A 24,479-nucleotide genomic window follows, 5' to 3' on the forward strand; every position below is an offset into this window, starting at 1 on the left:
GCCGCTTTGCCGGGGACGGAAAAAAGGGAAAGGGAAAAGTATTGACAGACTTGTTCTTGGGCCTAAAATAGCCGGCTCAACGCGGGAATAGCTCAGTTGGTAGAGCACGACCTTGCCAAGGTCGGGGTCGCGAGTTCGAGTCTCGTTTCCCGCTCCAGATTTTGACAAGGCCCCGGAGACGGGGTCTTGTCGTATCAGCCCATCGGCCTGATGGCAGAGTGGTCATGCAGCGGACTGCAAATCCGCGTACGCCGGTTCGATTCCGACTCAGGCCTCCAGTTCGCAAGCCTGTCACGGCGCGGTGCTAGAGTCGGCCGCCCAGGCTGCAAACGGATCCGCGGCTTTGTTCGACCTCCACTGCCACATTCTTCCTGCCATTGACGACGGCGCCACCGACCTGGCGATGTCGCTCGAGATGGCGCGCATGGCCGTGGCCGACGGCATCACGCTGACCGCCTGCACCCCGCACATCTACCCCGGCCTGTACGAGAACACCGGCCCCGGCATCCGCAGCGCCATCGCCGCGCTGCAGGCGGAGCTGGATCGCGAGGGCATCGCCCTGAAGCTGGTCGAGGGCGCCGATGTCCACCTCGACCAGAACCTGGTCGCCGGCATCCGCGACGGCCGCATCCCCACGATCGCCGGCTCCCGCTACCTGCTGTTCGAACCCCCGCACCACGTCGCCCCGCCGCGGCTGGAAGAGACCCTGTTCGAACTGATGGCCGCCGGTTATGTGCCCGTCGTCACGCATCCCGAGCGCCTGACCTGGGTCGAGCAGCACTACGACACCTTCGTCCGCCTGGCCCACCGCGGCTGCTGGATGCAGATCACCGCCGGCGCGCTGACCGGCCGCTACGGCCGCCGCGCGAAGCACTGGGGCGACAAGTTCGTGGGCGAGGGCCACTGCCACATCCTCGCCACCGACGCGCATCACCCTGAACGCCGCCCGCCGCTGCTGGCCGAGGCCCGCGAGGCCGCGGCGGCCCTGGTAGGCGCGGAAGAAGCCCACCACATGGTGAATACGCGCCCGGCAGGCATCGTGGCCGACGCCGCACCGGATACACTGCCACCCCTGAGGGCGCCGGAACCCCGCGCCCGTCGTCGCGGCCTGTTGGCCCGTTTTTTGCGTCCCGCCTGAAGCTGTCCCGATTCCCGAGGTTCCCCCCATGAAACAAGCCAGCCGAATCCTGATCGCGGCCGTGTTCGCTTTGCTGCTGGGTGCCTGTTCGTATGGCGCCAGGAACGTGGCAAGGGCCGACCTGCCGGCGCCGGACACCACCGCCGCATCGGGCGCGTACGAAGGCGCCACCGATTACCGGATCGGTTCGCAGGACCTGTTGGAGATCAGCGTGTTCGGCGTGTCCGAACTGACCCACCAGGCACGCGTGAACTCGAACGGCATGATCAACGTGCCATTGATTGGCGGCATGATGGCGGGTGGCAAGACCGTACCGGAATTGGAGAAGGAGCTGGGCGCGCGCTATGCCGACGGCTACCTGCAGAATCCTCAGGTCACCGTGTTCGTCAAGGAATACACCAGCCAGCGCGTGACCCTCGAAGGCGCGTTGAAGAAGCCGGGCATCTATCCGCTGACCGGAAAGACGTCCCTGCTGCAGGCCGTGGCCATGGCCGGTGGCACCGATGAATTCGCAGACCTTGAAGGCGTGGTGCTGTTCCGCCACGTCGACGGCCAGCGCATGGCCGCAGCATACGACCTCAGGCTGGTGCGTCGCGGCGAGCTCGCGGATCCGCAGGTCTATGGCGACGATGTGATCGTGATCGAACGCTCCGGCAGCAAGTCGGCGTTCCGCGAGTTCCTGAGATCCGTCCCCGCCCTGGGCCTGTTCCTCGCCCTCTGAGTACCTCCACGTTACGGACAACGCAGACCCATGCAAGACGACGACAAGCTCCCCGCCGGCCCTGAAGACGGCAACCCGGACAAGCTGCCGGTCCAGCGACCGGGCCAACTGGCCGTTGGCGGCGGGCAGCGCGCGCTCGCGCTGGAAATGTTCGACGACAAGCGCGGTGGCGACGAGGATGAGATCGATCTGCTTGCGTACTGGCGCATCCTGGTCAAGCGCAAGTGGCTGGTGCTGGGCGTGCTCGGCACCGTGGTGGCGCTGGCGCTGATCACCACACTGATGATGCCGCCGGTGTACCGCGCCACTGCCGTGCTGCAGATCGACCGTGAATCCGTGCAGATCCTGCAGGTGGAAGGCGTCGGCAATGCCGAAGCCGCCGCGCCGGACTTCCTCACCACCCAGTACGAACTGCTGAAGAGCCGCGCGCTGGCAGAGCGCGTCGCCAACGAGCTCAACATCGATGCCGCCACCGTCGAGCGCCTGGACTCCACCGGTTGGTGGCAGCGTGCGACCAGTGCGCTGCGGCCGCAGGCCGCGAGCGCTGGCGACGAGCCCGGCACGGACGAGACGGGAGAAGCCGATGCCCTGGTCGGCCTCGGCCAGGCCGTGGGCATCGTGCGCCGCGGCCTGACCGTCGAGCCCGTGCGCAACTCGCGCCTGGTGCGCGTGCATTTCGATTCCACGCTGCCGGCGTTCTCCGCGCGCGTGGTCAACGCCGTGGCCGACGGCTTCATCGCCCACGCCATCGAGCGCAAGTTCGACGCCTCGTCCTACGCCAGCAAGTACATCGAAGAGCAGCTGGCGCTGGCCAAGGGTCGCCTCGAAGAGTCCGAGCGCGCGCTGGTGGCCTTCGCCACCAAGGAAAACATCGTCCGCAGCGGCGAGGGCAGCCAGAGCCTGGAGAGCCAGAACCTTGGCGCACTCAACGCAGCACTGGCCGCGGCCCAGAACGACCGCATCCGCGCCCAGGCGGCGTGGAGCCAGGTGTCCGGCGGCGGCCAACTGCCGGCGGCGGCCATCAGCGGCTCCATCCTCAACACGCTGCAGCAGCAGCGCGCCACGCTCAACGCCGAGTACCAGCAGCAGCTGAAGACCTTCAAGCCCGAGTACCCGAGCATGCTCGCGCTCAAGGGCCAGATCGACGAGGTCGACCGCCAGATCGCGCAGGAACGCAACGCCGTGCGTGCCTCCATCAAGGCCGAATACGACGCCGCGCAGTCGCGCGAGAACATGCTGGTGGCCCAGATCGATGGCCTGCGCACGAAGACGCTGGACGTGGACAGCCGCTCCATCGACTACAACATCCTCAGCCGCGAGGTCGACACCAACCGCCAGCTCTACGACAGCCTGCTGCAGCGCTACAAGGAAGTCGGCGTGGCCGCCGGCGCCGGCGTCGGCACCAACAACATCTCCATCGTCGACCGTGCCATCCCGCCGACCGGACGTTTCAAGCCCAACCTGCCGCTGAACCTGGCAATCGGCATGATGCTGGGCCTGATGCTGGGCGTGCTGCTGGCCTTCGTGCTCGAGTTCCTGGACGACACGCTCAAGGGCCCGGAAGACGTCGAGCAGCAGCTGCGCCTGGCCGTGCTGGGCATCATCCCGCACCTGAAGAAGCAGACCGTGGCCCAGGCCATGGCCGACCCGCGCTCGGCGTTTGCCGAGGCCTACCGCTCGGTGCGCACCGCGCTGCAGTTTTCCACCGACCACGGCGTGCCCAAGGTGCTGCTGGTCACCAGCCCCAGCGCCTCGGAAGGCAAGTCCACCACCGCGCACACGCTCGCGCGCAATTTCGCCCAGCTGGGCAAGCGCGTGCTGCTGATCGAAGGCGACCTGCGCAACCCCTCGCTGCACCGCGTGCTGGGCGTGCGTTCGGACACCGGTCTGTCCAGCCTGCTGGCCGGCGCCGCCAGCGCCAACCAGGTGATCATGGACACCGACGACGAACGCCTGAAGGTGGTGCTGGCCGGCCCGCTGCCGCCGAACCCTGCGGAGCTGCTGTCGGGCAGCCGCCTGCTGTCGATGCTGACGGTGGCGGCTGAGAAGTACGACCAGGTGATCATCGACGGCCCGCCGGTGCTGGGCATCGCCGACGCGCCGATCCTGTCGAACGTCGCCGGCGGCACCCTGCTGGTGATCCAGGCCGGCAACACCCGCATCAAGACCGCCCAGGCCGCGATCAAGCGCCTGGCCGCCGCGCGCGCGCACGTGGTCGGCGCGATCCTCACCCATTACGACGCCAAGGTCGCCGGCTATGGCTACGACTACGCCTCGTACTACTCCTACGGCACCCAGCCGAGGCTGGCCGGGAAGTAGCGGCGTGGGGTGGGGGCCCGCACGGGGATGATGACCGGCAACGACGACGCGCTCGACGTTGCCCTGGGCCTGCTGCGCGCACCTGCGCTGCGGGCGGCGCTGCGGTCCCGCCCGCTGCCGCAGGGCGTCGGGGAGGTGCTGGCGATCGCATCGGGCTCTGTCGACGCGGCGCGCAGCGCGGCCCGGCGCACCGGCCATGGCGAAACGGAACTGGTCGAGGCCTCGCGCTTCTACGTGCAGCAGGTGCTGCTGGCCGAAGGGGCCGATGCTTACCGCGTCCTGGGCGCCGGACGCGACGCCGGCCATGCCGTCCTGCGCGACCACCACCGCCTGCTGCTGCGCTGGCTGCACCCCGATCGCAGCGAAGGCGCGCAGTGGGATTCCGCGCTGTCCACGCGCGTCAACCAGGCCTGGAACCAGCTGCGCAGCGACGCGGCGCGCCGCCGCTATGACGCCGCGCTGCCGCCGGTCGAGTCGGGCGCGGCGGTGGCTGACAGTGCTGGCGTGTCCTCCTACGCGCACATGGCCGCACCACTGACCGTGTCGGTGGAGGAAATCCCACGCTCGCGCTGGAGCACGAATGCGCCGCCGGCGGTCGTCGGCCTGCTGGGCCTGCTGTGCGTGGTGCTGGCCTGGCTCGCGTTCACCCGCGACGACCGCATCGAATCCGTGGTCGGCGAGTGGCGCGACCGGACGGCGGACGCCGCGGAGGCCGCGGATGCCGCGGACGCGCCGCTGGCCACGCGATTGGCTGAAATGGAGATCCGGCTGCCGCCGCCTGATCCGCCGGCAGAGCCCGTGCAGGTGACCGCGTTGGCCCGGATCCAGGCGACGGATACGACGGCCGGCGCGACCACCGAGCCCGATGAGCGCGCAACAGCCGCGCCCGCGCCGGCGTTTGAACCCGCACCCGCAACCGCAACCGCAGCCGCACCTGCACCTGCACCTGCACCTGCAGAGGCCGCCGCCGCCACGCGCACCCGCGCGCCTCAGCCGGCCACCGCGGCCCTTGCCCCGGCGGCCCTCGCGCCTGCAAGTGCCCCCGCGCCCGCACCCACGGCGATCGCTGCGTATCCAGAAGACCCGCTCCAGCTGTTCCTGGAAGCCGAAGACACCATCCGCGGCATCACCGCCTATCTGGCCGACGAAAGCAGCCCGGAGCCCCGCTGGCTCGACGTGCCCACCCGCCTTGAAGCGGCCGGCATCCGCGGCCGCCTGCAGGAGCGCCATGGCGACCGGCGGCGCGCACGGGTGGAGGTCGACGCGCCGAACTGGAGCCTGGATCCGGAACTGGCCTCGATGTCCGGCGCCTACCGCCTGGACGTGCGCCGCGGCACCGTGGAGACCGGCATGCTCCGCGTTGAACTTGCCCGCCGCGACCGCCAGTGGCGCGTGGCCGGCCTGCAGCTGGAGCCTGCACGATGAGCGCTGCCCGCTGGATCGCCTTCCTCGCGCTGCTGGCGGCACTGGTTGCCGCCGGTGCCGGCCTGATCGCCAGCCGCGACCAGTCACCGCGGCTCGAAGCCGACCTTGCCGCAGCCGAGGCCGCGCTCCAGCAGGGCGACCGCGTGCGCGCCGCCGCCATCGCGCGCGACGTGCTCGCGCGTGAGCCCGCCCTGGGCCGTGCCTTCGGTGTGATTGCCCGCGCCGAAGACGGACAGGGCGGCGACGCCGCCACCCGCGCCCGCTACGAAACCGCCGCCCGCCGCGCTCCCCGTGACCCTGGCGTCCGCGGCTGGCTCGCCACCCGGGCGCTGCAGGCTGGCGACCATGCCGCCGCCGTCGACCACCTGGACGCCCTGCTGACCGTGGCCCCGGCGCAGCGCCGCGAGCTGCTGGAACTGATCGCCCAACTGGCGCAGGACGCGGACTTCGCCGACGCGCTGGCCGAGTGGCTGGTGCAGCAGCCGCGTTGGCGCACCGCCGTCCTCCGCGCCACCACCGCCAGCCGCCTGCCCGACGCCGCCGACCATCTCCATGCCGCACTGCGCGCGCGCGGCGGCCTGGACCAGGCCGAAACCGCCCGCTGGATCGACGGCATGCTGCGCGACGGCCGCTGGGGCAGCGCCTACGCCCGCTGGGTGAGCGGCCTGGAGGTCGCGCCCGAACGCCTGCCTGTCCCATGGAATGGCGATTTCGGACGCAATCCGTCATCCACCGGCTTCGACTGGCGCGTGCGCCGCACCCCCGGCGTGCTGTTTGACCGAATCGATGCCGGCGGCGGCCGGCATGCCGCGAGGCTGCGCTTCCTTGGCCGCCCGGTGGCCAATACCGGCCTGGAAGTCCCGCTGCTGCTGGCCCCGGGCGAACACGTGCTGCGGCTGCGCGCGCGCAGCGCCGGCCTGCGCTCGGACCAAGGCCTGGAATGGCGCCTGGTCTGCAGCGACGGCCGCACCCGCATCGCCAGCGGCGCCCGCATGCGCGGTGCCCGCGACTGGGTTGATCTGGAACTGCCCTTCACGGTGCCCGAAGGCGAGGGCTGCGAAGGCCAGTGGCTGCGCCTGGTGAATCCGGCGCCGCGGGGCGTGGCCCAGACCCTGCGCGGGGAACTGCAGCTGGCCGAAGTCAGGATAGAAATGTGACACGTGGCACGCTTCGTGCTTGATCGTTTATGATCGCTTCATCATTCATTGCCGACTCCCCGGCATCCACTTCTTGCGGAAAGAACCTGCCAATGCGCCAGTCGATCCATGCCATCGGCCTTGCCACGCTCGCCGTGCTGGCATCCAGCAGCGCCCACGCCCAGTCGCCGGGCATCACCCTTGGCGTGGACAGCGGCTCCGTCCTGGTCAGCACCGGCGGTGAGTTCACCCAGGCCAGCCCCGGGCAGGCCGTGCTGCCTGGCCACCGCGTGCTGGTGTCCGAAGGCGCCTCGGCCACGCTGAACTATGCCGACGGCTGCCGGAAGCCACTGGCGATCCCCGGCGTACACACGGTCAGCGGAGAGTGCGCCCCCGCGGACAGCAGCCGCAGCACCCGTCTCAGCACCGGCGCCATCGTGGGCATCGTGGGCGGCGTGGTGGTGGTGGCCGCCGCGGCCGGCGGCGGGGGTGGCAGCGACCGGCCGCCCCCGGTCAGCCGCTGAGTCCCGGCGCCGGTTTCACACGGCTGTCGCATCCAGCTGATAAAACAGGGTTTGTCCGCGAAAGCGGGTTGCAATAACGGGTTGCAGTCGCGTAGCCGGATGCGTACCCTTTACTGCGGCGCAACATCGCCAGACTCACCACCGAACACTGGAAGGATTCCATGAAGAACTCCCGCACCCTGATCGCCGCCATGGCCCTCGCGCTGTTCGCGGCCCCCGCGCTTGCCCAGAGCGGCGGCGCCACGCTCCGCATCGACGCCGGCAGTGCCATGGTCAGCACCGGCGGTGAGTTCGTCACGGCTGCCTCCGGCAGCCAGCTGACCCCGGGCAGCCGCGTCATGCTGACCGAAGGCAGCCAGGCCACCCTGGTCTACGGCAACGGCTGCACCCGCCCCCTGACCGGCGCCGGCGTGCATGGCGTGCCGGCCACCTGCGTGCTGTCCGCCTCCGGCGCTGGCGGCGGTGCGGGCGCCACCGCCAGCGGCGTTGACCTGGGCGGCGCCGCGATCATCACCGGCATTGCCGTGGGTGGCGCGGCCATCCTCAACAGCATGGACGACCAGGCCTACGTGCCGCCCCCGCCGGTCAGCCGCTGATCGCTGGCCAAGCGTAGAATAGGGGACACGGCGGGACGGGCTTGCACCCGTCCCGCTTTCGTTTGCAGGGGCGCAACACCATGCACGGCGCGCACGCCGACGCACACCATCACGAAGGCAGACTGGACCTGCAGGCGCGCGCGGGGCTGGTGGCCGCGTGCGCGCTGCTGACACTGTGCGTGATGGCGGGCGGCAGCTCGCAGGCATCGGGTACCGGCGTATTTGCCGCACAAGTGCTGTCGTTGCCGCTGCTGGCCTGGGGCGCGTGGCGCCTGTTGTCTCGCGGCGCGGGCGCGGCACATACCTACCTGTACGTGGCGTGGTTCGCGTTCGCGGCCGCGCTGTTCGCCATCCCGCTGCTGCAGGCCTGGCTGCCCGGCGCGCTGGCAGGCGGCGAGGGCAGGGCGGCGCTGGCCGCCGACCTTGCGCAGTTCGGCGTGGCCGCCCCGGCGCACTGGTCGCTGGCGCCTGCGGCCAGCCGCGCCGCCGCCTTCCAGTTGCTGCCGGCGCTGGCGCTGTTCGCCCTGGTCGTGAGCCTGCCACGCGCCGCACAGCGACGGTTGGCGCAGCTGATCGTGGTGCTGGCCATGGCCAGCCTGCTGCTGGGCGTGGCCCAGCTGGGCGCCCCGCAGGAAAGCCCGCTCAACCCCTACCCGCAGTGGGCGCCGGCGATGAATGGCTTCTTCGCCAACCAGAACCACCAAGCGACCCTGCTGGTGGTGGCGGCCACCCTGGCCTGCGCCCGGCTGACGGTGGTGGCCGGCGCCTGGCCCCCCGGCCGGCCGCACCGCGTGGTGCACGGCGTGGGCGCGGCCCTGGTGATGCTGCTGGCTGCCGTGGCCCTGCCGCTGACCGGCTCGCGCGCGGGCGTGATGCTGATCATCCTGGCCTGCGCCCTGGTGGTGATCGCGCACTGGCCGGCCTGGCGCGGCGGCGCGCGCAGTCGCCTGGCGCTGGTGGGCTGCCTTGCGGTGGCCGCGCTGGCGCTGTTCCTGTCACTGCGCTGGATGCAGGTCGAGGCCATCGACGAACTGCGCGGCCCGCTGCGCGCGCTCACCGGCGAGATCGCCGCGCGCTTCGCCCCCATGGGCGCCGGCATGGGCAGCTACGTACCGGTCTTCGAGCAGGAAGCCCCGCGCGAACTGCTGATGGCCAACTACGTCAACCACGCCCACAACGAATACGCGCAGTGGTGGTTTGAGGCCGGCGTGCCCGCCGTGCTGGCCATGCTGCTGGGCGCGGTCGCGTTGGCATTGAGCTTGCGTAGCATGCTGCGACAGCCCGCGCAGGCGCGCGTTCTGGGGGTGACCGCGCTGGTGGCGCTGGGCGCGATACTCGCCCACTCCTTCGTGGATTATCCCCTGCGCACCCCGGCGATGATGGCGGTGGCGGCGGTGCTGGCAGGGATCGCGGCCGGACAGGCCGCGGTCGGCATACACAGATCACAAAGGGACATGAACACGTGACGGACACCATTCTTCCTTCCCTGCAGGACACCCGCATCGCGGTGGTCGGCCTGGGCTACGTCGGCCTGCCGCTGGCCGTGGAATTCGGCAAGCAGTACGACACCGTGGGCTTCGACATCAACGCCGCGCGCATCGCCGAGCTGGGTGAGGGCCGCGACAGCACTCTTGAAGTCGAACCCGAGCTGCTGGCCGAAGCCGCACGCCTGACGTTCACCAGCGAGCTGGATGGCATTGCCGCCTGCAACGTCTACATTGTCACCGTGCCCACGCCCATCGACAGCGCACGCCGCCCGGACCTGACGCCGCTGGTCAAGGCCAGCGAATCGCTCGGCCAGGTGCTGGCCAAGGGTGACACCGTGGTCTACGAGAGCACCGTGTACCCCGGCTGCACCGAGGAAGTGTGCGTGCCGATCCTGGAGAAGGTGAGCGGCCTGAAGTTCAACCAGGACTTCTTCGTCGGCTACAGCCCAGAGCGCATCAACCCCGGCGACAAGGAGCACCGCGTCACCAGTATCCTCAAGGTGACCAGCGGCAGCACGCCCGCGGCCGCGAACTTCGTGGACGCGCTGTACGCCAGCATCATCACCGCCGGCACCCACAAGGCCAGCAGCATCAAGGTGGCCGAGGCCGCCAAGGTGATCGAGAACACCCAGCGCGACCTCAACATCGCCCTGGTCAACGATTTGGCCATCCTGTTCAACAAGCTGGGCATCGACACCCTGGAAGTGCTGGAAGCCGCCGGCACCAAGTGGAACTTCCTGCCGTTCCGCCCCGGCCTGGTGGGCGGGCACTGCATCAGCGTGGATCCGTACTACCTGACGCACAAGGCGCAGGAAGTGGGGCACCACCCGGACGTGATCCTGGCTGGCCGTCGCACCAATGACGGCATGGGTGCGTACGTGGCGGGCGAGGTGATCCGGCTGATGGTGCGCAACGGCATCAACCCGGTGCGCGCGCGGATCCTGATCCTGGGGCTCGCGTTCAAGGAGAACTGCCCGGACCTGCGGAATACGCGGGTGGTGGACATCATTGGCGCGCTGCAGGGTTACAACGCGCGCGTGGATGTGTGTGATCCGTGGGTGGATGCGGGCGAGGCGAAACATGAGTACGGGCTGTCGCTGTGCAAGCCGGGCGAGGGCGAGTACGACGCGATCGTCGTGGCGGTGGGACACGAGGAGTTCCGGAAGCTGGGTGCGGCGGGGATACGTGCGCATGGCAAGCCAGGGGCAGTCTTGTATGACGTGAAATATGTGCTACCGCGGGAAGCGGTCGACGGACGCCTGTGATCGGGAAGACATACAAATGAAAGTATTGAGTACGGGTGCTGCCGGCCCCATTGGGTCACGTGCTGCAGTGAATTCGCTCGAGCGTGGCGATGTGCAACTTTCCAAAACAATCGGATGCGCTGCAGACCTCGCGATCAACGGAGCGCCGCCGGCCTTTGCCGAGCCTCTGCACGTCGGTCGCCCCAACATCGGAAGTCGGGAAAAGTTCCTAAAGCTGGCGGGCGAGATGTTCGATCGCCGTTGGCTGAGCAATAACGGTCCGCTGCTGATGCAGTTCGAGCAACGTGTAGCGGACTACACGGGCGTCAAGCATTGCATCGCGATGTGCAACGGTACAATTGCGTTGGAAATTGCTATCCGTGCGCTCGGAATGACGGGCGAGGTAATTGTCCCGTCATACACATTCATCGCCACTGCTCAAGCATTAGCTTGGCAAGGTATTACCCCCGTCTTCGCCGATATCGATCCAGTTACGCATAACCTCGACCCTGAGGCAGTGCGTCGCATGATCACTCCACGCACTTCCGGCATTATCGGAGTGCACCTGTGGGGTCGGGCCGCACCAGTCGAAGCGCTGCAGGCAGTTGCCGATGAGCATGGCTTGCAGTTGTTGTTTGATGCAGCGCATGCGTTTGGATGCTCGCACCGAGGAAAGATGATTGGCAGTTTTGGGCGCGCCGAGGTGCTGAGCTTCCACGCCACAAAATTCTTCAATACTTTTGAGGGTGGCGCCGTCCTAACCGATGATGACGATCTCGCTGAGACGATGCGGCTAATGCGAAATTTCGGCTTTTCCGGGCTCGATAACGTCATTCATCCCGGAACCAACGGCAAGATGGTCGAGATATGTGCCGCAATGGGTCTTGCCAATTTTGACTACATAGATACAGTTATCGACGCCAACCGTCGCAACTATATCGCCTACCAGCACGCTCTGACTGGCCTTCCAGGTATGAGGTTGATTCCGTTCGATGACGGCGAAAAGAATAACTACCAGTACGTAATTCTTGAAATTGACAACGATTGTCCCGTTAGCCGCGACCAACTGGTCGCAGCACTTCATGCCGAAAATGTCCTTGCACGTAAGTATTTTTGGCCAGGATGTCATCGCATGAAGCCGTTCCGGGAGCTTTATCCGAATGCGGGTCTAATGTTGCCTCATACCGAGACAGTGTCCGATCGCGTAATCGTGTTGCCGACGGGTACCACGCTCGCCGAGGCCGATCTGAGGACCATTGCAGCGGTAATCCGGTGCTTGGCCGTCGTCGCATGACTACGGGTCGCAACGAAGCTTGCCAGATGGAACCGGGCCTCAGGCGTCTGTACATCTTTGGCGCGGGCGGGTCTGGCCGCGAAATTGCGTGGCTCGCAGGGCAGGTTCTGGGAGACGCAGTCCCGATTGCTTTCATAGTAGACGACCTTGCCTATGTCACTGCCCCTGTGAACGGCATCTCTGTTCAACTTGTGAGCGATGTCGCAGTGCAGGAAGGTGATCGATTTGTCGTTGCAGTTGGCGATGCAGGGCTGCGACGCAAAGCGTCTGTAGCATGTATTGGTGTTGGGCTTCAGCCGGCAACTCTTGTGCACCCCCGCGTGGAGATGTCCCGGTTCGTCTCGCTTGGGACCGGAAGCGTGCTTTGCGCGGGCAGTATTCTGACGACCAATATCGCGCTCGGCGAACATGTGCATGTCAACGTCGACTGCACTATTAGCCATGACGTTCGCATCGGCGACTTTTCGACGTTATCACCTGGCGTGCATGTGTCAGGCCACGTGCACATCGGGAAAGATGTGCTCATCGGCACCGGCGCCAATATCATCAATGGGAGTGCTACCTCGCCGCTCGTAATTGAAGATGGCGCGAAGATTGCGGCAGGTGCTTGTGTTACCAGTTCCGTCGCACCGGGTGCATTAATGGCGGGTGTGCCGGCGGTGCGAAAGCGATGAGGCCGGGTTATTGATGCCGTGATTATCCACTTCATATCGGATGAAAAGTTCGTAGACATGGCATCGCGGGAGTTCGATGCAGTCTGCCCAGGTCAGAATCGGTACGTTATCTTGGCCCGCCGTCGGCCACTTCGCTACATCAAAGCGACGCGTGTTGAGTTTATGACCCCGCGCAAAGCGCGTCGATTGCTAACGAGGAGGTCCGTAAGAGCAGTCTGCCTCCACAACCTCTTTAGTGGCATTAGCGTCTTAGATGCTGTCGCCGCGGAGACCAGAGTGATGTGGATCGGCTGGGGTTTCGACTATTACGGGCGCGAATTTCTGGAGCAGGGAACGTTTGGACCCACATTGTTATCCCAGAATAAATTAACTCCATCGCGCAAGTCCGAGCAGCGCGCACGCAAGCGTGGGGTCATAAAGACCTTCGTGGCGGCACTCCTGTTTGGAAAAAGAAGCGCGGTTTCGCGCGACTTGTTAACTAGAATAGATTATTTCAGCCCAGTCTTGGATTGGGAATACGAGCAGATTAAAGATAATAATCCTTGGTTCAAGGCAGCATATCTGTCTTGGAATTATGGAACAATTGAGGACGACTACTGGGCAAATCGCAACGTACAGTGTGCCCAAGGGCGGAATATACTAGTGGGCAACAGTGCCGCAGCTACTAATAATCATGCTGAAGCCTTTGCTCAGCTGTTCGCGTGCTCGGGCACCCAAGATCGGCGGATTGTCGTTCCACTTAGCTATGGTGGAAATCCAGCCTACGTCGATCAGGTGTTGAAAATTGGCCGGGAATATTTCGGCGAACGTTTTGTCCCTTTGTTAGAGTTTCAGCCTAAGGAAGAGTACTTCGCGACGTTGTCGAGTTGTGGGTTTGTGTTCATGAATCATGTGCGGCAGCAGGGCCTCGGGAATATCGTTGCTTTATTGTGCATGGGAGCAAAGGTCTACTTGAACTCGATGAATCCCCTGCTGTCGTGGTTGCGTACACGCGGTATTCTCATATTTGAGTTCGACCCGTCAGCTTCAGGAGGTAAGTGTAGTGCCGAGGAATTCTTGCCGCTGACGGTAAAAGAAGTACAGCTAAATCGTGAACGCTTGATTTCCATCTGGGGGCGCGACGTTAAGCGACGCAAGACGAAATATGTAGTTGATGTGTTGACTGGTATATCTACGTGAGCTGCGGCTCCCGCACTAGCTCGAGTCCAGACATGGCTTTCTCGGTAATATTTGCCCCCGCTTTTACCGATTCCAATCTCACGTGAAGACATTGTAGTTACCCCCATGAACTTGAGACGTCGCGCTTTCTCCGCGGTACGGTGGACCACCTTGGGCATGGCAAGTAAGGCCGTACTGCAGGTGGCGCAAGTCGCAGTTCTGGCACGGCTGCTCTTGCCTGCGGATTATGGTCTGATGGCAATGGCCACTGTTATCATAGGTCTTGCGAGGGTATTTGCCGATTTCGGGTTGAATAGCGCATTTCTTCAACGGCGAGACGTAACTGAGAATCAACGCTCTAGCTTGTTCTGGCTCAATATGCTGCTTAGCGTTGGTTTGATGCTGCTAGTTGTTGCGGGCAGCCCTCTTTTCGCACGCTTCTACAGCGAGCCGCGCGTCGCGCCGTTGATAGCGCTTGCATCGCTCGCATTCCCGGTTTCTGCTTTGGGTCAGCAGGTCCGCGTTGCGGCTGAGAAAGCCCTCGCATTTCAGAAAGTCATGTTGATCGAGATGGTTGCGGCGTTATCAGGTTTCCTCGTGGCCGTGCTGGCAGCATTGGAAGGCTGGGGGGTTTATGCGTTGATAGCAGGTTCACTGTGCGGTGCCGCAATCACTACGGGTTTGAACTGGATTCTGCTGTCGAATGGATGGCGCCCAGCCATCCGGATGCGAGTCGATGAGGTACGATCGTTCCTCGGGTTCGGCGGTGCCTTGGTCGCGTCCAATCTGGTGAATTATCTCAACTCAGCAATCGATCTGATTCTGGGTGGTCGTCTGCTTGCGGCCACGCATTTAGGCCTGTATAGCGTGCCACGCAACCTCACGCTACAGGTACAGTTCGTCGTGAATCCCATCATTAGTCGGGTTGCTTTTCCGCTGATGGCAGAAGTACAGAACGACTTGGCGAGGGTTCGCTCGGTTTATCTGCAAACGTTAAAAATGACTGCCTCGATTAACGCGCCTGCCTATCTGACGATATGCTTCTTTGCGCCTGAGGTAATTCACATCGTGCTAGGCCCAAAATGGGAGAGTGCAGCGGATATCCTGAGGATACTGGCGATCTGGGGAGCGATTCGCTCGACCGCCAATCCAGTAGGCAGCTTGCTGCTGGGCGTGGGTCGAGCAGACTTGGCCTTCAAGTGGAACTTGGCGCTGCTTGGGGTCGTACCGCCAATTGTTTGGGTTGGATCCAAGTTTGGAACGGAGGGCATAGCGGCGTCTTTGCTGTGCGCACAATTGCTGTTGTTCGTTCCAAACTGGTACTTCTTGGTGAGAAAGGCCTGCGGCGCCACACTTCTAGAATACATAAATGCGTGCGTGCGGCCGTTCCTCCTCGCCGTACTTGCGGTTTCTGGTGGATATTTTGCCGCCCACGGAATTAGCAATCCCCTGTGGCGCCTGGCTGCCGGCATAGGTGTAGCGGGTCCCGCTTACATCGGTATTAGTTGGTTCGCAAACCACGACTGGCTCAGGGCGGTGATGGAACTTCTTGGTCTTCGAATGAATAGATCTATCTCCGAGTAATCATCAAACAGTAAAAGTTTCGTTTGATCGAGCTGGGTTATTGGAAATTGTCGCGCTGCCAGAAGCATGCCGCGCTCTCGAGGTGGTTCTGACGTCCCGAGGCAACTTTTCGCGTACTCGATGTCAGGTGATGTGCTCAACTCCGGATTGAATTCAAGCGGTACACGTAATGGAAGAAAGAATGAATTCTGCTTCATGCGCGGCTAACCGTCGCTACACTGTGATATTGCCTGCTTACAATGCAGCAGGCAGCATCGCCCGCTGCGTTGAAAGCGTTGCACTTGCACGAAAAGAATTTGATGTCACTCTAGTTATCGTAGATGACGGTTCTACCGACTCGACGAATGCGATCTGCAAGGATCTCGCAAGTAAGTATCCGTGGATTGTTCTGCATGGTCAAACGAATGGGGGTGTGGCTGTCGCACGGAATCGCGCCTTGAAGGGTGTGTCTGATGGGTATGTCGCGTTCATTGATTCGGATGACGAGTACGAAGATTCTCTCTTTACCGAAGTTGACGAAGTTCTTTCCATTTCGAATTCAGACGCAGTGGTGTTCGGACATGACAGACTGAATCTGGATGGCACCCGAGTTAGTTTTTGTCCTCCGCGCCAGAGTTTGACGGAGCATGATGTTGGTCAGAAACAATTAAGGGTGTCTGAGAACAAATACTTGTTTTACTTCTTATGGGCACGCGTGGTTCACGCATCGCTGCTGCAGGGCCTCGCTTTTTGTCCCTCTATCAAACTCGGATCTGATTCCGTCTTCGTGCTCGAAATGATGAATCGCGCGCGGTCGGTGGAGGTGATTCCAACATCCTTGTATCGCTATCATCAGACCGCTGATTCGATCACAAGCCGAGCCCACAAGAAGAATCTCTTGACGTCGTGTGAATTCCATTATTCCGCACGTATTGCTGCGCATAAGTGGCCAGTCGATGAGGCTGAAAAGGGCGCTTTGCTCCAAGATATTTCTTTAGGATATATCGAAAACATCTTGATTTACCTATTAAACAATCTTAGGTATACCCCTTTGAAGCATCGCTGGAGCCAAGTTCGTGCCGTAAGAATGTCAAACATCTATGAGGAGACCATTCCGAATTATGTAGGTAGGACGCAGTCATTATTCACTCGCTCGCTGATCGCAAGCTTTACCAGAAAGAGATACGCTTTGACGATTGCGCTGTTGTCGGCATCGTGGTTCGTGGAGGACATAAGGCGCTTGAGGGGCCGCTTGAGGAATTTGACGGGTGGCTGAGGTGAGTGATAAGTCTGAGTATTACTTCCAGATGTCGCGATCGAAAAGTTGGCACTACACTTGCCGGTCGAGCACTTTGCTGAGGTCTGAGGTGCCATTTCCGGTACGCCAAACAGCAATGCCGAATCTCATCGGGTCAGTCGATCTCCATCGTAGCTTCACGCGAAGCTGGCGGTACAAATAGTGAAGCGATTTGGACAGGAATTAAAGCGCTTGGTACCCGCTGGGCTTAAGAGGCTTTTGGTCTCAATTTTCTGCGAGAGATGGCTTGAGCTGCCCAGCGGGCCGAGAGTATTCGTACTTCTTGCGGCCGACTACGGCAACATCGGCGATCTGGCCATCACAGCGGCGCAGCGCAACTTCATCGCGCGGGCTGCACCCAGCCACCATATCGTTCCGGTGCCGATCAGTGCCACGCGCGAGGTGATCAGGTCGCTGCGCCGGCAAGTGGTGCCCGGCGACCTGGTCACCATCATCGGCGGCGGAAACATGGGTTCGCTGTATCCGGATATCGAGGAGCTGCGTCAGCTCGCCATCCGCACATTTCCGAATAACCGGATTGTGTGCTTCCCGCAAAGCCTGGACTGGACGCAGTCGCCGGAATCAGACACTGCCTTGGCCAGAATCACAGCCACGTACTCGAAGCATCCAGACATCCACGTATTCGCCCGCGAATCCGTGTCGCGCGACAAGCTGCGCGCCCTCTTCGCCGATCACGCCAATGTGCATATCGGCTATGTGCCGGATGTCGTGCTGAACGCCAGCGCCGCGGAGCTTGGCTTCGATGGCCGGCCCGAGCCATCGGGCATCCTGCTGTGCATGCGCGACGACCGTGAGCGCTCGCTTGCACCGGAGCAGCTCGCGCAGTTGCGCAAGACGCTGGAAGACACGGCGCAGGGCATCACCGTGACCGACACCCATGCCGGGGGCGCGCGGCTGGATGAAGCGCACTGCGCGCACCTGCTGGCCGACAAGCTGGCGCAGTTCGCTGGCGCCAGGCTGGTGGTGACCGACCGCCTGCACGGCATGATCCTGTCACTGGTGGCCGGCACGCCTTGCCTGGTCCTGCCCAACTCCAATCACAAGATTCGCCAGACCTGGCAGGACTGGCTGTGCGACGTGCCGCAGTTGAGGTTTGTCGAACCGGAGCAGTTCCCGGAACTTCCCGCCGTGGTCGACGCCCTGCTTGCCGCCCCGCGCCGCGATCCCGGCTTGCCGCCGCTAGATCTCACCCAATACGACAGCCTGCAGCTCCGAGGCACGCACGAGCTAGAGATTCTGCGGGAGGGACGAAAGGTTCCGGGGTTCTTCTCGCCAGAAACGTACTGGTATGCGTTTCAACGCGGCCCTCGTAACTTATTCCGCAAGCTGAGGCCTGAAAGGAGCAATGTGTCTTGAATAGAGAGCCTTGGTTGCAGCTTGAGGAAGCGGAGACATGATTCTGCTGCTGACTTTCGTGGTGGTCTTGCAGTCGTTTTTGCTTCTTTATCCGCTCATCAAGCGGAAGCTCGGGCAACGGTGCCGGATGCTGGTCGCGAAGGACGTCAGCTCACTTCAGAGATCGGTTCTTGATGCGGCCAGTAGGAGGTTGTCGTCGCGACGGGTCTGGATGTCGTTCAATGACGACGAAAGCCTCTACGCCATGCTTGCCGGCTGGAAGAATGTTGTGCTTGGAAGGCGCCGGCATCATGCCTATGCCTATTTCAATTTTCCAATAGCGTTCCTCTTGCTAGGTCTTCTTGATCACCACACTGCAACAGGGAATAAGCAGGCATTGAGGAACGTGGTGCACAAGTGTGAGGACTTGCTCAGCGATGCAGGAGACCTGAAGTTTCAGATTGACAAAATCGATCAGGCCACCTTGGGACTCGTGTTTCTTCGGCTGTATGAACTGACCAACGAACCACGCTATCTGGCTGGCTCACATCGGATCAACGAAGGTATCCAGGGCTTCAAGGGGGACGACGGCCTGTACCGGTACAGGCTGGGGCTCGAAATCTTCTTTATCGACACCATTGGCCTGCTGTGCCCGTTCCTGGTGCGATATGCCCAGGTCACAGGTGCAGTTTCCGCGCTGGAGGATGCCGAAAGGCAGGTGAGGTTTGCGCTGTCTCACTGCATTGAGTCGAAGCAAGGACTAGCAGTTCATGCGTTCGACTTGATCCGTCAACAGCCGCTTGGCTCAGTCAACTGGGCGCGTGGCATGGGCTGGCTTCTCCTCGGCCTTTCCGAGGTGGTCCGTGCAGGACGCGATCAGGCCTTGCGGGACGCGATGCGAGAGTACGCAGACGTACTCGAGGGCATGCAGGAGCCCGGAGGTTACTGGCCCCAGTTCCTTGGACACACGAATGACAAGACAATCGATTCGTCGGGCACGCTGATGTTTCTTTATGCCTTCCAGCAAAGCGGAGTCCATAGTATTGATGCTGCGGAAGCAGTGGCGCTAGCAGCGCTGTGCGTCGACCATCGAGGGCGGGTGGTGCATGCATCCGGGGACACGATCTACATCAACAAGTACTCCCGTGCAAAGGGGGCATCGGAACTGAGCCAGGGCCTGATGCTCTCCCTGCTGTCGGGACTTAAGCCATGAGGGTTGGGGTTCTCACTCTTCCGCTTTGGCACAACTACGGTGGCGTTCTGCAGACGTACGCATTGCAGGTTGCACTTCGCCGCCTTGGAATGGATGCGGTGCATATCGACGTGCAGAGAGAGGAGCCTGCGTCAGCGGCAGGCGCATGGCGCAATATCAAGCGGATCGCCAGACGCCGCCTGCGGGGCAAGGCTTCGCCCTATTACCCGAACTGGCGGGAGAGGGCGATCATCTCTCGTCACACCAGAGCGTTTGTCGATAAGGAGATCGTTCCTTCAACCGGCGCTGTCTCTTTCAATGATCTCGCATCGGTCAGCCAGGAGCTGGACGCCATCATTGTTGGCAGTGACCAGGTATGGCGTCCGGAGTATGCGCCTGAGCTTGCCGCCTACTTTCTTGAGTTTGTTGCGGCCGGCACCGGCAAGCTTGCCTACGCAGCATCGTTCGGAACCGCGGATTGGAGGTTCGACGAACAGCAGACGCGCAGGATTGCGAACGCGCTGGACGGGTTCGATGCAGTCTCAGTCCGCGAGGCCAGTGCGGTCGACCTTCTCCGGGATAATGTTGGCTTTGAATCGGCGCAGGTGTGCGACCCCACCATGCTGCTTGAAGCCGCAGACTATCGGGCGCTGCTCGATCAGGAGCCCCAGTCTCCGGCTTTCGATGATGGCGTCTTCGCCTATGTCCTAGACGCGTCGGAGCCACGCATGGCCAGCCTGCCAGGTATCGCCGGAAGGCTGTCCTTGCCATTGTTCACCATGATGCCTCGGCCGTTCGACGAAGGATTCAGGAAGCAGCCGGATCACTACGTGTTTCCGCCCGTTTCTCATTGGCTGGCCGCCTTCGACGCGAGTCGATTCGTGGTTACGGATTCCTTCCACGGCTGCGTCTTTTCGATAATCTTCAACAAGCCTTTCGTCGCCGTGGCCAACCCTGAGCGGGGGCGCGCGCGGTTCGAGTCATTGCTTGAGGCTTTCGGCCTTTCCGACCGGCTGGTCGAGGACAGTGCGGAGGTCACGGACGAATTGGTCCAACGGCCAATCGACTGGATTCAAGTGAACCAGGAACGCCTAGCTTTGCGTGATCAGGGCATAGCATTTCTCTCACGAAGCCTGACAGGAATACATGCGCGATGACTATGCCTAGCGTGTCGGTGATAGTGCCGGTGTACAACGGTGAGAGGTTCATCGAGGAATGTCTTCGCAGCATCTCCGGGCAGCGACTCGATGATGTCGAGATCATCGTAGTCGACGATGGATCAACGGACGGGACTGCCGCCATCTGCCGCCAGTACGTGGCGAAGGAGCCGCGCGCCAGGTTCATTCAGAAGGACAACGCAGGCGTATCCGCCGCCCGCAACAGCGGGCTTGACCTTGCCAAGGGCAGATACATCGCGTTTGTCGATGCCGATGACTGGGTGGCCGAAGATGGTCTGGTGCAACTGCTCGGCAGGGCTGATGCCAGCGGCGCCGATATCGTCATGGGTGACTACCTGATCTTCGACAACGGTCGGACTGTACGGCGGGTCATCGCTCCCGTGAAGACAGCGCAACAGGCTCTGTCTGGCGTCCTGTCTGGGGAATATCACAGTGCGCTGTGGAACAAGCTGGTCCGGCGCGACCTGATGCTCGCGGCCCGCTTTCCTGAGGAGATCGGCTATCTCGAAGATTCCGTTGTCCTGTCTCGGATTCTGGTGAACGGGCAGCCCAAAGTGGCCTTCGTCAACGAAGTTGTTTATGTCTACAGACAGCACTGCGACGCAGTGACGTCCTCTGGCGGGCGAAAGTTGCTTGATCAGTTTAAGGCGCACACGCTGATTGCCGAGTGTTTGCACCAATCCGGAGGTGGGGATGCAGTCAGAGAGATCCTGGCGCACAAGATCCTTCATGGAACTTGGTTCGTGCTTACGATGATCGATGGGAGTCTTCTGGAAGAAGCTGTTTCGCGGGCAAAGAGTCATTTTCAGGCGACCAGAGAGCAGCGGAGGTTCGGTTCCGCAGGAATCAAGTCGATGCTTCTGAATGGATTGCTTTCGCTTCCTCAGCCGCTCGCGGTCGTAGGTTTCCGCGGACTGCGTGGAGCCTTGGCATGGGCGTCTCCAGCTAGGCGAAAGGCGGCCAGCCAGGTCAGATCTGTCTCGAGCGGAGTGGCTTAGCATGGCGTCGTATCTTTTCGTTTTGACCAGGGATCGCGTGGACGAGCTAGACAAAGCCCCGGCGCGCGCCGACGTGGAGCCTGATCGATGACCGTCCGGCGCGTGCTCCACATCGTCGGCCGCATGGATCGCGCCGGCGCCGAGACCATGGTGATGAACCTGTACCGCGAGATCGACAGGACAAAGTTCCAGTTCGACTTCGTGTACTTCACGGCCGCGCCCTGCGACTACGACGAGGAAATCGAGGCGCTGGGGGGGCGGATCCAACGGATTACCGCAGGTAATCCTCTTTCGCGATTCCTCGCCCTGTGGCGGCTGTTGCGCGGCGGCTCGTGGACCATCGTGCATGCGCATACCCTGTTCAGCAGTGGGATGCATCTGGCGGCGGCGCGGCTGGCCGGCATCCCGCATCGCGTGGCGCACTCCCACAGTACGCAGGACGCGAACAGTACGAGCCGGGCAGGGCGACTGTATCAGAGCCTGATGCGACGCTTGCTTGCATGGGCACCCAATGCGTACGTGGCCTGCGGTGTGGCAGCGGCCGAATATCTGTTTCCGGGGCGACGTGATGTCACAGTGATTCCCAACGCGATCGACATCGACCGCTTCGCCGGTGCGTCGGGAGCCCACATTCGCAGCGAACTGGACGTGTCTGTTGATTGCCTGGTAATCCTGCAGGTGGGGCGGTATATGCCGGTGAAGAATCATCTGTTCTCGGTGCAGATCGCCGTCGCACTGAGGGAGGCGGGCGTGGACTACCGGATGCTGTTCGTCGGCACCGGCCCCGAGCAGGCCAAGATCGAGGCGTCGGTCAAAGCGCACGGCCTGCAGGAACAGGTGATTCTGCTCGGCCTGCGCGAGGATATTCCGGAGCTGATGGCGGCCGCGGACGTCATGCTGATGCCCTCGCTGCATGAGGGGTTCCCGGTGGTGCTGGTGGAGTCGCAGGCGGCGGGTTTGCCGGCCTTGGTGTCCAGCGCGATATCTCCTGAGGTTGATCTTGGGTTGGACCTGGTCGAGATGCTTGGACTGGATGACCCGGCAGCTCTATGGGCGCAGTCGGTTTGCCAGCTGCGCCGCGCCAGCGTTGCGGAGCAGACCCTCAGGAGCGGTGCACTTGCAGAGCGGGGGTTTTCTTCGGCATCCGGGGCTCGTCTGCTTGAAGGAGTCTACGGCGCAGCATGATTCCCTATCTTCTGCTTCTGTTCTTTGTCGTGTTTACGGCCTATTTCGGCCGCAGATCCGGCAGCAAGGTCGCGCACCGAATCAGCATTGGCGCGGTTATGGTTGCGTTGGTCGGCTTCGCGGGCCTCCGCGACTATCGGGTCGGCACGGATACCGGCACATACGTGCGGCAGTTCAGTTTCAGCGAATCGTTTGCCAGTGTGACGGATCGTGGGAGCGAAGTCGGATACGGACTTCTCGCCTGGTTGGCAAGGAATATTTCCGATTCCTACACTGTCCTGCTTCTGATGATTGCGGCGATTGTGGTGTCTTGTTACGTGCCCACCATCGTCAAGCTGACGCGTCGCTACGAGACGGCGCTGTTCCTCTTCATTACCCTCGGCGTTTACACGTTCTTCTTCAATGGCGCCAGGCAGGGCATCGCGGCCGCCATCTGCTTCGCCGCGCTTCCATTTCTCTTGGAGCGCAGGCTGATTCCCTACCTGCTCACGGTAGGCGTAGCCGCGCTGTTCCATCAGACCGCATTGATAGCCCTTGTGCTGTATCCATTGGCCTCGCCGCGGGTTGACTGGCGCAGGCTGGCGCTGGTGGGAGCAGCGACGGTGGTGCTGGTGGTGTTTCTGCAGGTTTTCGTGGGCCTTGCAGCCACGTTGCTCGATGACAAGTTCGCCGCTTACGCAGTGGAAGGCGAGGGCGGCGGACAGGTCTGGGTCGCGTTTCTACTGGGGCAGGGGGTCATGCTGTACCTGTTCAAGGACAAGGTCCGTGATCAAAATGGGTACTACGGACGCCTGCTCAACATCTACCTGATCGGTCTGATCCCGGCGGTGGCGTCCACGCTGTCCGGAGTGAATCCTTCTGGTCTATTACGGCTGCACCTGTACTTCAGCTCAGTGGCAGTGCTGTTGTGGCCGATGGTGTTCCTGCAGTTCAAGACCACGCCGCTTCGTGGGCTTCTGGCGCTAGGCTTCGCCGGCGTGACCTTGCTGTTCTTCCTGCTGACGACCAGCACGTTCAGCAACTTGACTCCATATCGACTCAACCTGGAGATGGTTTCATGGTGAGTGGGCGACTGCCATCGGTGACAATTGGAATCCCGTTCTACAACGCGGAAACCACGCTTCTGGATTCCGTGAGGTCGGTTTTTGCCCAAACGCATCAGAACTGGGAGTTGATCCTGCTCGACGATGGCTCGACGGATGGCTCATTGGAGATCGCCCGCTCCATCGACGACCCCCGTGTCAGGGTTTACTCAGACGGCAAGAACAAGCGGCTTGCCGCGCGCCTCAACGAGATGACTCGTTTGGCCAATCACGACTATCTGGCAAGAATGGATGCAGACGATCTCATGTCGCCTACAAGGCTCGAGCGCCAGTTGCAGTTGTTGGCATCCAGGCCGGATATCGACTTGGTGGCCACTGGGGTATGTTCACTGAGCGACGACTACCTGCCGGTTGGTATCAGACCCGTTGCCCCGGGGCATGCGGTTACGCCACGTGGATTGTTGTCCGGCCAGTCGGGAATTCTCCATGCTTCAGTCCTTGGCCGGCGGGAGTGGTTTCAGCGGAATCCCTACAAGGAATCTCTCGCGAAGTCCCAAGACACGAATCTCTGGGTGCAGGCGTATTCAAGAAATGACTTGCGGGTCGCCTTCGTTCCCGATCCGCTCTACTACTATCGAGAGGATGGCAACGTCAGCACGCCAAAACTGCTGCTTGCGTACAGGATCGGCCGGCATACGATCGTGACCGATGCAAAAGGCGGATTCAGCATGTGGGAGCGTGCGCGGGCCATCGCTGTGTCCTATGGAAAGTCGCTGGCGGTCGTCGCGCTGTCCAGCCTCGGAAAGCTTGACCTGATTCGAAGCCGCCGCAACAAGGTGGTTCCGACTGGCGTAGTCAATGAAGCGCTGGTCAGCGAGATTGCGTCGATTCGAAGTATCGACCTGCCTTGTAGTGCCGGCCGCGCAGGCGTGTCTGGATGAGGCGGCGCTT

The 24,479-nt window shown here is 62.5% G+C and carries 21 protein-coding genes and 2 tRNA genes; all 23 read left to right on the forward strand.

The annotated features are described in order from the left end of the window. Window positions 1-81: 81 nt before the first annotated feature. The 23 genes from E2170_RS05170 (at window position 82) to E2170_RS05280 (ending at window position 24,469) form a co-directional block, all read left to right on the forward strand. Window positions 82-157 (forward strand) — tRNA-Gly (locus E2170_RS05170). 47 nt (window positions 158-204) lie between these two features. Next, window positions 205-278, forward strand: a tRNA-Cys gene (locus E2170_RS05175). Window positions 279-343: 65 nt separating this feature from the next. Beyond that, window positions 344-1,138: a tyrosine-protein phosphatase gene (locus E2170_RS05180; protein WP_132999529.1), complete on the forward strand. Its 795-nt coding sequence runs from the start codon at window positions 344-346 to the stop codon at window positions 1,136-1,138. 28 nt (window positions 1,139-1,166) lie between these two features. Continuing rightward, complete coding sequence (locus tag E2170_RS05185; protein ID WP_132999530.1) at window positions 1,167-1,859, forward strand: polysaccharide biosynthesis/export family protein; 693 nt, start codon at window positions 1,167-1,169, stop codon at window positions 1,857-1,859. 30 nt (window positions 1,860-1,889) lie between these two features. After that, window positions 1,890-4,178, forward strand: a complete 2,289-nt coding sequence (locus E2170_RS05190) for a GumC family protein (RefSeq protein WP_132999531.1) — start codon at window positions 1,890-1,892, stop codon at window positions 4,176-4,178. 30 nt (window positions 4,179-4,208) lie between these two features. Beyond that, the gene (locus E2170_RS05195; protein ID WP_165942159.1) at window positions 4,209-5,603 is read left to right on the forward strand and encodes a J domain-containing protein; all 1,395 of its coding nucleotides are present in this window, start codon (window positions 4,209-4,211) and stop codon (window positions 5,601-5,603) included. Further along, on the forward strand, window positions 5,600-6,760 hold the full coding sequence (locus E2170_RS05200) for a tetratricopeptide repeat protein (RefSeq protein ID WP_132999533.1): 1,161 nt from the start codon (window positions 5,600-5,602) through the stop codon (window positions 6,758-6,760). The genes E2170_RS05195 and E2170_RS05200 overlap by 4 nt, the downstream gene beginning before the upstream one ends. Before the next feature lie 92 nt (window positions 6,761-6,852). Further along, on the forward strand, window positions 6,853-7,263 hold the full coding sequence (locus E2170_RS05205) for a hypothetical protein (RefSeq protein ID WP_132999534.1): 411 nt from the start codon (window positions 6,853-6,855) through the stop codon (window positions 7,261-7,263). Between the two features lie 161 nt (window positions 7,264-7,424). Then, window positions 7,425-7,859, forward strand: a complete 435-nt coding sequence (locus E2170_RS05210; RefSeq protein ID WP_132999535.1) for a hypothetical protein — start codon at window positions 7,425-7,427, stop codon at window positions 7,857-7,859. Between the two features lie 80 nt (window positions 7,860-7,939). Continuing rightward, window positions 7,940-9,325 carry an O-antigen ligase family protein gene (locus tag E2170_RS05215; RefSeq protein ID WP_132999536.1) on the forward strand — a complete coding sequence of 462 codons (1,386 nt, stop codon included), beginning with the start codon at window positions 7,940-7,942 and terminating at the stop codon, window positions 9,323-9,325. Then, a complete protein-coding gene (tviB, locus tag E2170_RS05220) occupies window positions 9,322-10,611 on the forward strand; it encodes a Vi polysaccharide biosynthesis UDP-N-acetylglucosamine C-6 dehydrogenase TviB (protein WP_243708058.1) in 1,290 nt (429 codons plus the stop codon). The genes E2170_RS05215 and tviB overlap by 4 nt, the downstream gene beginning before the upstream one ends. 67 nt (window positions 10,612-10,678) lie before the next feature. Further along, window positions 10,679-11,884, forward strand: a complete 1,206-nt coding sequence (locus tag E2170_RS05225; protein WP_243708059.1) for a DegT/DnrJ/EryC1/StrS family aminotransferase — start codon at window positions 10,679-10,681, stop codon at window positions 11,882-11,884. 26 nt (window positions 11,885-11,910) lie between these two features. Then, complete coding sequence (locus E2170_RS05230; RefSeq protein ID WP_165942160.1) at window positions 11,911-12,558, forward strand: LbetaH domain-containing protein; 648 nt, start codon at window positions 11,911-11,913, stop codon at window positions 12,556-12,558. A 279-nt stretch (window positions 12,559-12,837) separates the two neighbouring features. Beyond that, the gene (locus E2170_RS05235) at window positions 12,838-13,737 is read left to right on the forward strand and encodes a TDP-N-acetylfucosamine:lipid II N-acetylfucosaminyltransferase family protein (protein ID WP_243708104.1); all 900 of its coding nucleotides are present in this window, start codon (window positions 12,838-12,840) and stop codon (window positions 13,735-13,737) included. A gap of 105 nt (window positions 13,738-13,842) precedes the next feature. Beyond that, window positions 13,843-15,300: an MOP flippase family protein gene (locus tag E2170_RS05240; RefSeq protein WP_132999540.1), complete on the forward strand. Its 1,458-nt coding sequence runs from the start codon at window positions 13,843-13,845 to the stop codon at window positions 15,298-15,300. A 169-nt stretch (window positions 15,301-15,469) separates the two neighbouring features. Continuing rightward, window positions 15,470-16,555 carry a glycosyltransferase family 2 protein gene (locus E2170_RS05245; RefSeq protein WP_132999541.1) on the forward strand — a complete coding sequence of 362 codons (1,086 nt, stop codon included), beginning with the start codon at window positions 15,470-15,472 and terminating at the stop codon, window positions 16,553-16,555. A gap of 240 nt (window positions 16,556-16,795) precedes the next feature. Further along, the gene (locus tag E2170_RS05250) at window positions 16,796-17,953 is read left to right on the forward strand and encodes a polysaccharide pyruvyl transferase family protein (RefSeq protein WP_165942162.1); all 1,158 of its coding nucleotides are present in this window, start codon (window positions 16,796-16,798) and stop codon (window positions 17,951-17,953) included. Window positions 17,954-17,990: 37 nt separating this feature from the next. Next, on the forward strand, window positions 17,991-19,145 hold the full coding sequence (locus tag E2170_RS05255; RefSeq protein WP_132999543.1) for a glycoside hydrolase family 88 protein: 1,155 nt from the start codon (window positions 17,991-17,993) through the stop codon (window positions 19,143-19,145). Then, window positions 19,142-20,281: a polysaccharide pyruvyl transferase family protein gene (locus tag E2170_RS05260; protein ID WP_132999544.1), complete on the forward strand. Its 1,140-nt coding sequence runs from the start codon at window positions 19,142-19,144 to the stop codon at window positions 20,279-20,281. The genes E2170_RS05255 and E2170_RS05260 overlap by 4 nt, the downstream gene beginning before the upstream one ends. Before the next feature lie 2 nt (window positions 20,282-20,283). Beyond that, window positions 20,284-21,300, forward strand: coding sequence for a glycosyltransferase family 2 protein (locus E2170_RS05265; RefSeq protein WP_279432860.1), 1,017 nt, complete (start codon window positions 20,284-20,286; stop codon window positions 21,298-21,300). A gap of 87 nt (window positions 21,301-21,387) precedes the next feature. After that, window positions 21,388-22,485: a glycosyltransferase family 1 protein gene (locus tag E2170_RS05270; RefSeq protein WP_132999546.1), complete on the forward strand. Its 1,098-nt coding sequence runs from the start codon at window positions 21,388-21,390 to the stop codon at window positions 22,483-22,485. After that, window positions 22,482-23,549 carry an EpsG family protein gene (locus tag E2170_RS05275; RefSeq protein ID WP_132999547.1) on the forward strand — a complete coding sequence of 356 codons (1,068 nt, stop codon included), beginning with the start codon at window positions 22,482-22,484 and terminating at the stop codon, window positions 23,547-23,549. The genes E2170_RS05270 and E2170_RS05275 overlap by 4 nt, the downstream gene beginning before the upstream one ends. Continuing rightward, window positions 23,543-24,469 carry a glycosyltransferase family 2 protein gene (locus tag E2170_RS05280; protein WP_132999548.1) on the forward strand — a complete coding sequence of 309 codons (927 nt, stop codon included), beginning with the start codon at window positions 23,543-23,545 and terminating at the stop codon, window positions 24,467-24,469. Before E2170_RS05275 ends, E2170_RS05280 begins: the two co-directional genes overlap by 7 nt. Window positions 24,470-24,479: the final 10 nt, after the last annotated feature.

The sequence above is a fragment of the Luteimonas arsenica genome, assembly GCF_004352825.1.
In the GTDB taxonomy this organism is placed as follows: Bacteria; Pseudomonadota; Gammaproteobacteria; order Xanthomonadales; family Xanthomonadaceae; genus Luteimonas; species Luteimonas arsenica.